The sequence below is a fragment of the Vibrio sp. S457-15 genome, from assembly GCF_000960545.1.
In the GTDB taxonomy this organism is placed as follows: domain Bacteria; phylum Pseudomonadota; class Gammaproteobacteria; order Enterobacterales; family Vibrionaceae; genus Vibrio; species Vibrio parahaemolyticus.
This window is the reverse complement of sequence record NZ_JYOQ01000028.1, coordinates 371396-384209: the sequence shown is the minus strand read 5'-3', so window position 1 is coordinate 384209 and position 12814 is coordinate 371396. Positions and strand designations below refer to the sequence as shown.

General features: G+C 46.8%; 13 protein-coding genes. 5 read left to right on the top strand and 8 right to left on the bottom strand.

From position 1 onward, the window contains the following. Positions 1-175 precede the first annotated feature (175 nt). Positions 176-1951 (top strand): SulP family inorganic anion transporter, encoded by a 1776-nt coding sequence (locus UF05_RS04585; RefSeq protein ID WP_045545051.1) that lies wholly within the window; start codon positions 176-178, stop codon positions 1949-1951. A 65-nt stretch (positions 1952-2016) separates the two neighbouring features. Here UF05_RS04585 and UF05_RS04580 read toward each other — a convergent pair whose 3' ends face one another. Then, complete coding sequence (locus UF05_RS04580; protein ID WP_015297131.1) at positions 2017-3267, bottom strand: TIGR03503 family protein; 1251 nt, start codon at positions 3265-3267, stop codon at positions 2017-2019. 8 nt (positions 3268-3275) lie between these two features. Beyond that, entirely contained in the window at positions 3276-3998 is a 723-nt protein-coding gene (dnaQ, locus tag UF05_RS04575) for a DNA polymerase III subunit epsilon (protein ID WP_005457782.1), read from the bottom strand. Positions 3999-4056: 58 nt separating this feature from the next. Here dnaQ and rnhA point away from each other — a divergent pair, with 58 nt between their 5' ends. After that, complete coding sequence (gene rnhA, locus UF05_RS04570; RefSeq protein ID WP_005484436.1) at positions 4057-4521, top strand: ribonuclease HI; 465 nt, start codon at positions 4057-4059, stop codon at positions 4519-4521. Positions 4522-4525: 4 nt separating this feature from the next. On the opposite strand, the gene UF05_RS04565 is transcribed toward rnhA, so the two are convergent. Beyond that, a complete protein-coding gene (locus UF05_RS04565; protein WP_005481108.1) occupies positions 4526-5281 on the bottom strand; it encodes a class I SAM-dependent methyltransferase in 756 nt (251 codons plus the stop codon). 38 nt (positions 5282-5319) lie between these two features. On the opposite strand from UF05_RS04565, the gene gloB reads away from it, so the two are divergent. From gloB to UF05_RS04550, 3 genes are all read left to right on the top strand, one after another. Then, positions 5320-6078: a hydroxyacylglutathione hydrolase gene (gene gloB / locus UF05_RS04560; RefSeq protein WP_005456739.1), complete on the top strand. Its 759-nt coding sequence runs from the start codon at positions 5320-5322 to the stop codon at positions 6076-6078. A gap of 258 nt (positions 6079-6336) precedes the next feature. Further along, complete coding sequence (locus UF05_RS04555; RefSeq protein WP_045545050.1) at positions 6337-7923, top strand: lytic transglycosylase; 1587 nt, start codon at positions 6337-6339, stop codon at positions 7921-7923. Beyond that, positions 7920-8606 carry a YIP1 family protein gene (locus UF05_RS04550; RefSeq protein ID WP_005494291.1) on the top strand — a complete coding sequence of 229 codons (687 nt, stop codon included), beginning with the start codon at positions 7920-7922 and terminating at the stop codon, positions 8604-8606. The genes UF05_RS04555 and UF05_RS04550 overlap by 4 nt, the downstream gene beginning before the upstream one ends. Before the next feature lie 11 nt (positions 8607-8617). On the opposite strand, the gene UF05_RS04545 is transcribed toward UF05_RS04550, so the two are convergent. From UF05_RS04545 to accA, 5 genes are all read right to left on the bottom strand, one after another. Continuing rightward, a complete protein-coding gene (locus tag UF05_RS04545) occupies positions 8618-9463 on the bottom strand; it encodes an endonuclease/exonuclease/phosphatase family protein (RefSeq protein ID WP_021486826.1) in 846 nt (281 codons plus the stop codon). 86 nt (positions 9464-9549) lie between these two features. Further along, the gene (glnB, locus tag UF05_RS04540) at positions 9550-9888 is read right to left on the bottom strand and encodes a nitrogen regulatory protein P-II (protein ID WP_005436810.1); all 339 of its coding nucleotides are present in this window, start codon (positions 9886-9888) and stop codon (positions 9550-9552) included. Positions 9889-10076: 188 nt separating this feature from the next. Further along, the gene (locus tag UF05_RS04535) at positions 10077-10388 is read right to left on the bottom strand and encodes a c-type cytochrome (RefSeq protein WP_005488964.1); all 312 of its coding nucleotides are present in this window, start codon (positions 10386-10388) and stop codon (positions 10077-10079) included. A 56-nt stretch (positions 10389-10444) separates the two neighbouring features. Then, on the bottom strand, positions 10445-11761 hold the full coding sequence (gene tilS / locus UF05_RS04530; protein WP_045545049.1) for a tRNA lysidine(34) synthetase TilS: 1317 nt from the start codon (positions 11759-11761) through the stop codon (positions 10445-10447). Positions 11762-11836: 75 nt separating this feature from the next. Then, positions 11837-12796, bottom strand: coding sequence for an acetyl-CoA carboxylase carboxyl transferase subunit alpha (accA, locus tag UF05_RS04525; RefSeq protein WP_017447765.1), 960 nt, complete (start codon positions 12794-12796; stop codon positions 11837-11839). Positions 12797-12814 lie beyond the last annotated feature (18 nt).

Below are 12814 nucleotides of genomic sequence, written 5' to 3'. Positions count from 1 at the left end.
CGTTTTCTTGTGCTCTGACTCCAAATAACGCCCCCTCCCTTTCGACGCATCCGATGCTCACTCTCAGACAACCGTTGTAACCACAGCCAAACCAATTGATCGCGATATGAGTGATAAATAGCTCACAGACCTTACCCATTAACGATGTATACTTTACCGTATCTCAACCACATATATGGAAAATCTGTTGGCTAGATTCTTATTCGCTCAGTGGTTCCCAGGACTCATTCAACTTAAAAACTATCAAAAAGAATGGCTCGTGAACGACTTTAGAGCAGCATTTTCTGTTGTTGCTGTTGCACTACCTGTTGCTATTGCTTATGCACAGCTAACTGGCGTTTCTGCTATCGTCGGCCTCTACTCATGCGTGCTGCCGATGCTGGTTTACGCTTTAATGGGCACTTCCCGGCAACTCATTGTTGGCCCGGACGCAGCAACCTGTGCCGTCATCGCCGCCGTCGTTACCCCAATTGCCGCTGGCGACCCAACCAAACACTGGCAGCTCGTGATGACCATGACAGCCATGACAGGTATTTGGTGTGTACTGGCCAGCCGCTTCAAACTGGGAATTTTTGCTGACTTCCTTTCCCGCCCAATCCTCTTAGGGCTACTCAACGGCGTGGCGTTGACCATCATTGTCGGTCAGTTTGCGAAAGTCGTGGGTTTGAAATACGAACAACGCTATCTACTTGAACGATTATGGGAAGCTCCACAACGCTTGGCAGAACTTCATTGGCCAACCGTTGCGTTAAGTGTAGCGACTGTGGTGGTCTATTTGGTAACCAAACGCTACCGTCCTACTTGGCCTGCAGCAATGCTTGCCATATTGGTTACTACAGCATCGGTTTGGCTGCTGCATTTACAAGAAATGGACGTGGCCGTAGTCGGCTTAACTCAAGGTGGTTTCCCTCAATTTCAAGCCCCACAATTTGAGCTTGGCGAAGTGCGTGAGCTCGTCGTGCCAGCGTTAAACTTAGCGATCGTTAGCTTTGTCAGCATGATGCTGACCGCGCGCAGCTTCGCAGCAAAGAACGGCTACGACATTGACGCCAATAAAGAGTTTCAGGCATTGGGTTTTGCCAATATTGCTTCTGCTTTCTCGCAAGGCTTTGCCATCAGCGGCGCAGATTCTCGTACCGCCGTTAACGACGCCAATGGGGGAAAATCGCAATTGGTATCGATTGTCGCTGCCATCACCATTGCTATTATCGCGGTCTTTATTTACGAGCCGTTGCAGTTCATCCCTATAGCCTCACTCGGCGTGGTACTCATCATCGCGTCACTGTCACTGCTTGACCTCAAATCCATATGGATACTGAAAACACGTGACAAAGATGCCTTTTACCTTGCCATCATTACCTTTATTTCCGTGCTAGTGATTGGGGTTATTCCGGGTATCACACTGGCAGTTCTATTAGGTCTATTTCAGTTTTTACGCATCGTCATGCGACCAAGTGACCAACTACTGGGTCTGGATGAAAAAGGCACCATTCGCACCATTGATGAAACCGGAAAAGCGTCTCCAATTCCGGGAATGGTGATTTATCGCTTCAACTCACCGTTGACCTACTTTAATGCGCCGTACTTTAAGCGTCGTTTACTAGAGCACGCAGAGCAAAACAAAGATGTCAGCTGTGTCGTAGTCGATGCCGTATCAAGCTTTACTCACCTAGATTTGAGTGTCATGGCGACATTGGCCGACATTCACGAAGTGCTCAAAAAAAGAGGAATACGATTAGTCCTGGCAGGAAGAAAACGCCGCTTGCGTCAATGGTGTGAGTTAACGGGAATAAGCACCAGCGAAGGCGGGATTTTGCTGCGTGCCGATATGTACCTTGCGATCAAACTCAGTGGTAGCTACCTCAGTGCAGTCGGTGAAGGGATTGTTCCGACCGTGCAAAAAGAACCCGATTTGGAACAACCACCAAAGCCAATTCCAGAAGTGGCTTAAGCGATAATCTAAGATAAACAAAAAACGGAGCCGATGGGCTCCGTTCTTTCTCTAACTCTTCTGCCTTATTTCTTTGGCACTTCCAATTGCATTTCAGGCATGGCTTGTCGTTTCGCTTTTAACTTGCGCCACACAATCCAAGCCACAATAGCAATCAAAAGCATCACTACGTTGCCGACCGCAATGATGATCATGCTGCGTTTACGCTCTGCTTCGCGCTCTGCAATGATGCGTTTTTCCATCTCAATACGGCGTTGCTCGGCCAGCTCTGCTTCTTTGGCTATGCGGGCGGCTTCTAAATCCACTTCATCAACGACACTGAAGGTTTGTTCTTGAATAGGAAACACCAGTGCACGCTGGGTTGCGAAATCCGTTGCAAAGATTTCTCCGCGCCATGAGTACTTGCCCAGTTCAGGATCGTTATCCAAGTTCAAGGTGGTTTTCATACCATCCTGTGACACTTGCCCTTGGCTGTAGGTAATGAAGCCATCAGGTGCATTTTGTTCGACATTTACAGCGATAGAACCGGGAGCAATCATACCTTGCTCACCGCTAACCACCAGCTGATGTGGTTTCTCTGGGCTACGAGATTGAATAAACGTACGTGAGACTGGGTTTGGGTACACCAAAATCACCTGTTCTTGCGCACGCAAAAATACGCCGTTTCCAGAGGTGATTCGTGCGCGGTACTTGCCCGGTTCCACTTCGATAGGTAATTGAACGGTGAAGACGCCATCGCCCGCTTGTTCATCCAGACCGCGACCATCATCAGAAAATTCGCCAATGATCATCGGCACTGGGCGTGCTTCTTTTATCAGTTCGTCTTCATTTTCGACAAACTTAGTAAAGGTGACTCGCAAGTTGACGCGGTCGAGAAAGTCTCGCAGGACAAGCGGCTTATCGTCTGAAGTTAAACGCGCAGTGAACTTGAGCGCTTCTCCGTTATAGAGACGGTTAGGGAATACGTCGGTGCTGAGCTTGAGATGTGAAATTAAGCGGATGTTGTTTTTTGGGGTTACTTTCCCCACAGCTTGCCAAGGACCGGGCATTGGGTTATCGACTGAAATGATGTCGAGTGATGGTTCTTGATACCAACGAACGTTGTCGTAAGAGCCCCACGCGTAATATTTTTTACCATCTGGACGAACTAACACAACAGGTTGAGAACTTTGTTCACGATAAACCAGAAAAGTAATCTGTTCGATGGTCGGGTCGACACGAAAACGGTTATCCAACAAAGACATGGCGGACTCGCTCGCGGCAAATGCGAAACAACTCCAGATCGCTAAAATAGCGACCGACAAAGCCCTCAACATAGCTTCTCCTATTGGTGCCAAATACAGTCGTTTACCAGTTCTAATCTTTTCTGGTGCGCTTCTAATTCATCGGCAGTTGCACGCAAAACCTTTAGTGCTTTTCTTCCTTCAATGCGGCGAATGGTTTCTACCCCGCCTTCTTGTTTGTTGGCGTTAAATTCTAGACTCGTTTGCCCACCGGTCATCAGTAGGTAAACGTCGGCTAGAATCTCCGCATCGAGCAATGCCCCGTGGAGTGTACGGTGCGAGTTATCAATGCCGTAACGTTCACATAATACGTCGAGGTTGTTGCGCTTGCCCGGGAAGATTTTCTTCGCCATGGCAAGCGTATCCGTCACCTTGCAGTAATCGTCGGTTTTACCAATTGTTGGATCGAGTTTTTCAAACTCATAATCCATGAAGCCAGTATCGAAGGGCGCGTTATGCGCAACCAGTTCTGCGCCTTTGATAAAATCAAGAAACTCTTGGTGGATACTCGCGTATTCCGGTTTATCTACCAAGAATTCATCGGTAATACCGTGTACTTGTATCGCCTCAGGTTGAATTTCACGATCGGGCTTAATGTACACATGGAAATGACGACCAGTCAGCTTACGGTTGATGATCTCCACGGCACCGATTTCGATGATGCGGTGCCCTAAGTAGTGCGGACCACCTTCTTGGTTCATACCTGTGGTTTCGGTATCGAGAACGACAATGCGATTATGTTCAGAATTGCTGCTGGTATTCATAAGGTTATGTATGTCAGACTATGCTTTATTAAATGTTTCGGCTAATAGTACCAAAAATATGACCAAACACGTTGAGATTTTCACAGACGGATCTTGTTTAGGAAATCCAGGCCCTGGTGGCTACGGCATCGTCTTACGCTACAAAGACGTAGAAAAGACGCTCTCCAAAGGCTACACACTCACCACCAACAATCGCATGGAAATGTTAGCCGCAGTTGTCGCCCTGCAAACACTGAAAGAGCCGTGCCGTGTCACGCTGACGACCGATAGTCAGTACGTGCGCCAAGGGATCACGCAGTGGATTCACAACTGGAAAAAACGCGGCTGGAAAACTGCAGATAAAAAGCCCGTGAAGAACGCCGATTTATGGCAAGCACTGGATAAAGAAACGGCGCGCCACCAAGTGGATTGGCATTGGGTTAAAGGCCATGCTGGACACAGAGAAAACGAAATCTGTGATGAACTCGCCCGCACAGCAGCAGAAAACCCAACAGAAGAAGATACAGGCTACCAGCCATCTTAATACGCTAGTAGCGCTGGCTCGACACTCTCTTCACACCAAATCCCTCTCGGTTCATCACGCCAAGCGGCGTCAGTTTTTTCTTTAGACGCCAATGTGGTTTGATTGGCTTGAGAGGGTACGTTCGTTTACGAGCGACGATATAGTACAAGCTCCCCGCCGGAGAAGCCCAATCCCCCAAGCTGTTTTCTAACCAAGTCCACATGGTGCGATAACGTGTCATAGGAAACAGCGCATAACGATCACAATGAATTACTTGGTAATTGAGTAACCCCAACCAGTCATTGATTCGGCTCGAAGTAAACATTCGTCCACTCCACGGCAAGTTATTTTTACGCCATGGGAATAAACTCGCCAAACCAGTAAAGCTAATTGGGTTAAAACCCGTAATGATCAAGCAGCCATCATCCATCATCACTCTGTCTACTTCTCGCAGCAGACGATGTGGATCACTTGCATAATCAAGCTGATGGGCAAGTATCACGACATCAAAGCTTTTTTCCAAAAAGGGCAATTCGTAACCATCTGCGATAACATTGTGCAACGGGTTCTGGATATCTACGTTGACTTGGTGTTGAATGTTACAATTACAGCTGGTTAGCTCACAGCTCAACCCGCCCAGTTTGAGCATATGGTAGCCGAACAGTTTCGGACACCATTCATCAAGTCGGGTCTGGATTGACTCAAGCACCCAAGGCCCATTGTTCATCGCTGACCAAGTCGATGGGTGCGGTAAAGTTTTGTTGCTGAGTGCTGGTTTCATTAACCACCTGACTTAAAAAGGGTGACGGAGAACGAATCGTGTTAGAGATCAAAAGCATACCCGCATTTAATGATAATTACATCTGGCTGATACAAAATAGCGACAAGCGTTGCGCCGTGGTCGATCCAGGCGATGCACAGCCAGTACTAGATTATTTGCAGGCTAACGAATTAACTTTAGAAGCGATCTTAGTTACACACCACCACAACGATCACATTGGCGGTGTTCCAGATTTAGTTCGTGCATTTCCTCACGTTACCGTTGTCGGCCCGAAAGCGGAGCCAATTCCGACCTTAACAACTCCTATGGAAGAAGGCGATAAGCTTGAGCTGTTCGGCGAAATATTCTTGGTGCTCGGTTTGCCGGGGCACACGCTCGGTCATATAGGGTATGTAGGCGATAGCAAGCTATTTTGTGGTGACGTGCTATTTTCTGCTGGTTGCGGTCGTATTTTCGAAGGCACACCAGAGCAGATGTTTGAGTCTCTGAGCAAAATTGCAGCGCTTCCAGAAGAAACACAGGTGTTCTGCGCGCATGAATATACAGCGAGTAACGTTGCCTTTGCGCTGGCTGTGGAACCTGATAACGAGCAACTACGTCAATACCGAGACGATGTGAACCGCCTTCGTGCACTAAACATTCCTACCCTTCCAACAACGCTGCGAAAAGAAAAGTGGATTAATCCATTCTTGCGTACCACCAATCCAGACGTTGTTAAGTCTGTCGCGAACCGCATTAAAAATAGCGATCCATGCTCGGTTTTTACTGCTTTGCGTGAGTGGAAGAACGAATTTTAACCATTTTCTGCTTGTAAGTTTGCAAGACCCCAGTATTATCAGGGGCTGATTTTTTGGGAAGCGCCACTGGCGCTTCTCTTACGTTTGGGGTCGATATAAATCAACTTGAATGTCGCTCCCATGCATAATTTTAGAAGCTCTCCGCCTCTATTGAATATTAGTTAGTGTTAAAAGATGTCTATTATCTCACGACTGCCACGCAACTTAGGCTGCGCGACAGGCAGGAGAAGATAAAAAGGCCCTAAATAGGCTGAACCCATGCGTTTGAAGTATAGCTGGGCGTTGGTGTTGTTATTATCTGGCTGTCAATTGACTCAGCCAAATTCGTCCACCACTCCAACTCCAGAAACCAACAAGTCAGAGCAAACTGCTAAGCAGAATGCCACTAAGACTAAATCTAAAAACAAACAGTCTTTGGCGAAAGATTCTGCCAAGGATACGCCAAAAGTTCTCTCCCCTCAGGAACAAGAAGATGTGTGGCAACGTATTGCTATGCAGCTTGAAATGGACATCCCAAACAACAAGAAAGTAGATTATTACCGTACGTGGTATTTGAAACACCCAAACCACCTGTACACGGTATCTAAACGTGCAGCGCCATTTCTTTACATGATCACGCAACGTATCGAAGAACGTGGTTTGCCAATGGAGCTTGCTCTTCTACCGGTTGTGGAAAGCTCATTTGACGCTTTCGCCTACTCGCACGGTAGCGCAGCAGGTTTGTGGCAGTTTGTGCCAGGCACCGGGAAAATGATGGGGCTTGAACAAAACTACTGGTATGACGGGCGTCGCGATGTCGCTGCCTCTACCGATGCTGCATTGGATTATCTTGTTCAATTAAATGAACGTTTTGATGGAAACTGGGAACACGCAATCGCAGCCTACAATAGTGGCGGGGGTCGTGTATCTAGTGCTATCCGTAAGAACAAAAAATTGGGTAAACCTGTCGACTTTTTCTCTTTAGATCTGCCAAAAGAGACCAGTAGCTACGTGCCAAAACTTCTCGCTCTTGCGGACGTGGTGGCAAACCAAGAAAAGTACGGTATCGACATTCCATCTATCCCAAACAAACCAGTGCTGACGTTAGTCGATCCGAAAGAACAACTGGATCTCGCTATCGCTGCTGATTACGCGGGCATCGGGGTAAAAGAGCTGCAAAGCTACAACCCTGCCTACAACCAATGGTCCACCGCACCAGAAGGGCCTCATCAGCTTCTTATTCCTGTGGAGAAGAAGGAGGCGTTCTTAACTCAAGTTGAGAGCAATCGCGGTAAAGGCATGAAAGTCGCGCGTTACAAAGTCAAATCTGGCGACTCGTTGAGTATGTTGGCGAAGAAATACGGTACGACCTCAAAAGTGATTCGTCGTGCTAACGGCCTGTCGAACAACAACATTCGCATTGGTCAGTACTTACTTATTCCGACGTCAACCAAAGACGATTCAAAGTACGCACTTACAGCGCAAAACCGTTTGAACAAAACGCAATCGCAAGCTCGTGGCCAGCTGAAACTGTCACACGTTGTGCAATCGGGTGAAAGTTTGTGGTCTATCGCTCGTGACAACAAGGTTTCACACAAATCGCTAGCAAAATGGAACAGCATGGGACCAAAAGATACCCTGCGCGTCGGTCAAAAGCTGGTGATTTGGAAAAAATCAGACCAAGGCGCCGTGATTCGTACCGTGTTCTACAACGTTCGCTCTGGCGACACCATCAGTGGCATCGCAAGCAAATTCAAGGTGAAGAGCAACGACATCGTAAAATGGAACTCGCTGCATAAGCAGAAGTACCTAAAACCGGGTCAAAAACTTAAGCTGTACGTAGATGTAACTAAGGTAAGTGTATGAACCCGTCAAGTAACCCACTCGTAATGTTGTTGGACATATTCCGTTCTCCAACCTCTTGTTTTCTTGCGCTTTATCAGCGTGGTGGTTGGGGATGGCAACCTTTCATCTTTTTGATGCTAAGCCCATTCCTATTTTGGGGCGCGTACTTTTCGAACGTTGATTTTACGTGGTTAAGTGACCAACTCACTGTACAGTTCCAACAAATCGACCCACAGCAGATTGAGCTATTGGAACCAAACACGTTGATGGCAAGTGCGATCATTAATGACGTGTTCAATCGCTTTGCGACGCTTTTGTTGCTTGCGTTTTGGTTCTTCCTTGCGACTAAAGCAAGTAAACAACAATACGGTTATTGGAAATGGTTTGCGGCATCGTGCGCCATTTTGTTTCCAGCGGTATTGGGCGACATTGCAAGCTACGCAAGCTTACTATTGAAACATGGTCAGGTAATGACCTATGCGGCGGATCTCAACAGTCTCAATGGCTTACTGAAGTTGCCACTCACCAACGAATGGTCTCACTTTGCTAGCTCACTGCCACTTCTGTTGCCTTGGTACATTGTTCTAGGTTACGGCGTGGTATTAACGTGGACTGAATTTGAACGCGGACAGGCTCTGGTGATTTCGAGCCTGCCTTGGATCGCGTTTTACGTGATTTGGGCGTTGTACATCGTTATCGCTTAAGCTGACTAACGCTAATCGTTAAGCGTAAACGACACCAGTAATGGATTATGATCGGAAGCGTCGCTCTGCGGCGCTTTCGCATTTTTCAGCGTTAATCCGCGGTAGAACACATGGTCTAGCGGCAAGCCCGTAATAAACTGCGTACGATGATCTGGCGAGAACTGTACTTCTCTCAAATTTGCTTCCCTCAGGGCCTGCTTCATGGCCGTAATCCGATATTCGCTCCAACTATTAAAATCACCAGCAAATACGATTGGCCCGCTGTGTTGTTTAAGTAGCGTCTCAAGCGCAGAAAGTTGCGAAGTATATTCTTCCGTTCCAACGGTAAAGTTGATCGCATGCACATTGATAACGGCCAAGCTCTCACCATTACTTAAACGATACTGGCTGTACAACGCCGATTTTGGCAAACGCAACCACGGTTCTTTTGACGTGTACGCGCATGCTTTAACTGGCTGCTTTTGAGCAATACTAATCACGCCGGCTCCGCTGCCTAACGCTTTAAACGCGCTGACTTGGTTGCTGACCCAGCTGCCATCTACCAACCATTGTTTAAAACTGTCTGTCATGCTGGCTTCTTGCAGCAATAACAATTGCTTATCTGCCGAGAACAACTCCAGCTCAGATTGCCAGTTAGCGCGATTTTGCTTGTAGATGTTCCAAACTAAAAGGTTGAGTTCACCGTTATCGTCCAGAGCTTTTGCTCCGCTAAACTCTATACATCGAATGTCTTCGGTAATTTCAGAACCAGTTTGTGTGATGATCTGTGGGTGTTCTGGCACGGTAAAGATGACTTGAAAACTCACTACCGCAGCCATGATTAGAAAGGCTAAAGAGAGAACAAAACGCTTAAACATGAGAGCGTACCTGAATGCATGAAATAAAAAAGGAGCCTTATTGGGCTCCCTTTTAGCTTAATCAAAAATGCAATTGTAGTGAAATCTTAAATCGCGTCTTCGTCTTCTTCACCAGTACGGATACGAACCACACGCTCAACATCTGTTACGAAAATTTTACCATCGCCAATCTTACCTGTTTGTGCGGTTTCGATGATGGTTTCTACGCATTTGTCTGCTACATCTTCAGTAACAACAATTTCCAGTTTCACTTTCGGTAGGAAGTCCACCATGTATTCCGCACCGCGGTATAGCTCAGTGTGGCCTTTCTGACGACCAAAACCTTTCACTTCAGAAACGGTCATCCCTGTGATGCCTACTTCAGCAAGTGCTTCTCGAACATCATCCAATTTAAATGGCTTGATAATCGCTTCAATCTTTTTCATGTTCATCCCTTAAGCTTCAATCGTTTGCGCATATTATCGTTTAGCGTCTCATAACATTCAATGTTTGTCTCTGGTTCATCAGCTAAAATCCTGAGCTCAATAAGGTTTATTAACTCGAGATAAAACAAAACCAGAGCAATGCTCTGGTTTGTAGAAATAAGATAACGACGTGTTAATGCGCTTTTTACTTACTTCAAACTTGAGTAGTAAGCGGCAAGGTTTGCAATATCGTCATCAGAAAGCAGCGACGCCTGAGCCTGCATTACTGCAGCAAGACCACCGCTACGTTCTTTGTTTTTGTAAGCCTTGATTGAGCTCACGATGTACTGCTCGTTTTGCCCTTTCAAATTTGGGTAGCCTGGAATCGTTGCGTTACCGTCTGCGCCATGACACGCCGCACATACTGCAGCTTTAGCTTGTCCCGCAGCGGCATCACCCGCCAGAGCTTGGCCACTCAACATGGTTAGTGCAGCCACTGCACCGATCATTACTCTCTTCATTGCTTCACCTAATCGTTTTTTATTTGAGATAGTTATGGTCGATATTGTGACATGAATTACAAAGTCTTGCGCCAAATGAGTTCACAGTCTTGGCCACTAAATGTTTGATCCACAAACAAGTCTGCGACTGCAACAACTTGGTCTTTGTACATCAAAATCGGGATCTGACGACGTAACCAGCTTGGCACATTGTATTCTTGGAATAACTTTTTCAGTTTACGACTACGACTACGTGTTGTGGGGTGTGCCGACAAACCTTCGGGATTGAAAGTAACCCTCAATAACTCGGGGTGCGATGGCAGCGAAATATTTGGCTGATGAGAACCCGTACTAAGCGTTAACGTCCCCAAACTCTCAGGTAAAACCAGTGGCTCATCGATTTGGATATGGCCTTGCCAACTCGTCACATCGGCATGGGGCGTAACCCAGTACAATTTGTTTTGGAAGCGTCGGATCTCTCCTTGTTTGAGTTTAAGCTTTGGATTGGCATCTTGTTGTGCCAATGCCACTTCTTGCCAAATCAAGCGCAATTGAGTTTGACTCGGCATATTGGCATTCCATTTACTCAACCACATACGAATCAAACGCGCTTGAGCTAATTCACTATGGATAGCTAACTCATCAATGCTTAAGCTCAAATCCGCCTGTAGAGCACGCGCAAACACCGAACCTAGGAGCTCATCCAATAACGCTTCTTGCTGAGCACATAAGCTTGCGCTTCGTTGCACCGCTTGATGAATACTCGGCCAACGCTCAGACAACTCAGGGACGATACGATGACGTAAAAAATTTCGATCGTAGCGCGTGTCTTGGTTACTTTCGTCTTCTACCCATTCCAAACCAATGTTCTTCGCCGTCGTTTCTATCTGCTCGCGCTTGGTGTTAAGTAGCGGACGAACTAATGTGCCACCAGCAAACGGCATACTTTCTGCCATCGAAGATAAACCCTTAGGTCCACTTCCACGTTTCAACGCGAGTAAAAATGTTTCGACTTGGTCGTCGGCATGCTGACCTGTTAGCAATAAGTCGCCACGATTGATATGACGAGCCAGAGCTTCATAGCGCGCTTCACGTGCCAGCAATTCAATGCTCTCACCACTATTGGTATCTAGGTTCACACGCTCTACCGAGCACGAAATACCTGCTTGTTTCGCCCATACTTGACACTTATCGGCCCAAATGTCCGCATTTTCACTCAAACCATGATGAACATAAACCGCGTGGCAAGAGAGGGAGTTTTCTTCTCGATAACGTCGAAGTAACTCAAGTAACAAGCGCGAGTCCACACCACCACTAAACGCGACAACGACCTTCGTTTGAGGTTGATAATAGGTGTTCAATACATGAGAAAACTGCTGGTAAAGCGATTCCATAAGCGATCCGATAGGTACAAAAAAGGGTTGGACATTGTCCAACCCTTTCTATTTTATCCGTTATCTCGCGAGATATCAGCAGTAACCGTAGTTCATTAGACGTTGGTAACGGCGTTCACGTAACGATTCTTCATCTAGCTGCTCAAGATCTTCTAGCTGACGAAGCAGCGTCGCTTTCATGTTTTCAGCCATTTTAACGTGATCGCGGTGCGCGCCACCTAGTGGCTCTTCGATGATCTCATCAATTAGATCAAGTTCTTTTAGGCGAGGAGCAGTTAGACCCATTGCTTCTGCTGCTTGAGGCGCTTTGTCAGAATCACGCCATAGGATTGAAGCACAACCTTCTGGAGAAATTACTGAGTACGTAGAGTACTGAAGCATGTTCACGTAGTCGCCTACACCAATAGCTAGTGCACCGCCTGAACCACCTTCACCTACAACGTTACAGATTACTGGAACTTTAAGACCAGACATCACTTTTAGGTTTTTCGCGATAGCTTCAGATTGACCACGCTCTTCTGCACCAACACCTGGGTATGCGCCAGCTGTGTCGATGAATGTGATGATTGGCATGTTGAAACGCTCGGCCATTTCCATCAAACGTAGTGCTTTGCGGTAACCTTCTGGCTTTGGCATGCCAAAGTTACGTCGTACTTTTTCTTTTGTCTCACGGCCTTTTTGGTGACCAATGATCATCACAGGACGACCTTCAAGACGTGCAATACCACCGACAATCGCTTTGTCGTCTGCGAATGCGCGGTCACCCGCGAGTTCGTCAAACTCTTCAAATACGTGTTGAACGTAATCAAGCGTGTATGGACGTAGTGGGTGACGAGCCAGTTGAGCTGTTTCCCATGCACCTAGGTCGCTGAAGATCTTCTTCTTAAGTTCTAGGCTCTTCTTCTCAAGCTGTTCGATTTCTTTATCCAGGTCAATTGCAGAATCACCACCATGACGTGATACGTCACGTAGTGCTTCGATTTTCGCTTCTAGTTCTGCAATTGGCTTTTCAAATTCAAGAAAGTTTAGGCTCATCTATGAATCCTTGTTGAC

What these genes read in the sequence shown, in the direction of transcription:
- dnaQ (WP_005457782.1), bottom strand. Translation starts at nt 3,998, where the DNA reads ATGAATACCAGCAGCAATTCTGAACATAATCGCATTGTCGTTCTCGAT.
- UF05_RS04580 (WP_015297131.1), bottom strand. Translation starts at nt 3,267, where the DNA reads ATGTTGAGGGCTTTGTCGGTCGCTATTTTAGCGATCTGGAGTTGTTTC.
- UF05_RS04585 (WP_045545051.1), top strand. Translation starts at nt 176, where the DNA reads ATGGAAAATCTGTTGGCTAGATTCTTATTCGCTCAGTGGTTCCCAGGA.
- UF05_RS04550 (WP_005494291.1), top strand. Translation starts at nt 7,920, where the DNA reads ATGAACCCGTCAAGTAACCCACTCGTAATGTTGTTGGACATATTCCGT.
- rnhA (WP_005484436.1), top strand. Translation starts at nt 4,057, where the DNA reads ATGACCAAACACGTTGAGATTTTCACAGACGGATCTTGTTTAGGAAAT.
- UF05_RS04545 (WP_021486826.1), bottom strand. Translation starts at nt 9,463, where the DNA reads ATGTTTAAGCGTTTTGTTCTCTCTTTAGCCTTTCTAATCATGGCTGCG.
- tilS (WP_045545049.1), bottom strand. Translation starts at nt 11,761, where the DNA reads ATGGAATCGCTTTACCAGCAGTTTTCTCATGTATTGAACACCTATTAT.
- accA (WP_017447765.1), bottom strand. Translation starts at nt 12,796, where the DNA reads ATGAGCCTAAACTTTCTTGAATTTGAAAAGCCAATTGCAGAACTAGAA.
- glnB (WP_005436810.1), bottom strand. Translation starts at nt 9,888, where the DNA reads ATGAAAAAGATTGAAGCGATTATCAAGCCATTTAAATTGGATGATGTT.
- UF05_RS04555 (WP_045545050.1), top strand. Translation starts at nt 6,337, where the DNA reads ATGCGTTTGAAGTATAGCTGGGCGTTGGTGTTGTTATTATCTGGCTGT.
- UF05_RS04565 (WP_005481108.1), bottom strand. Translation starts at nt 5,281, where the DNA reads ATGAAACCAGCACTCAGCAACAAAACTTTACCGCACCCATCGACTTGG.
- UF05_RS04535 (WP_005488964.1), bottom strand. Translation starts at nt 10,388, where the DNA reads ATGAAGAGAGTAATGATCGGTGCAGTGGCTGCACTAACCATGTTGAGT.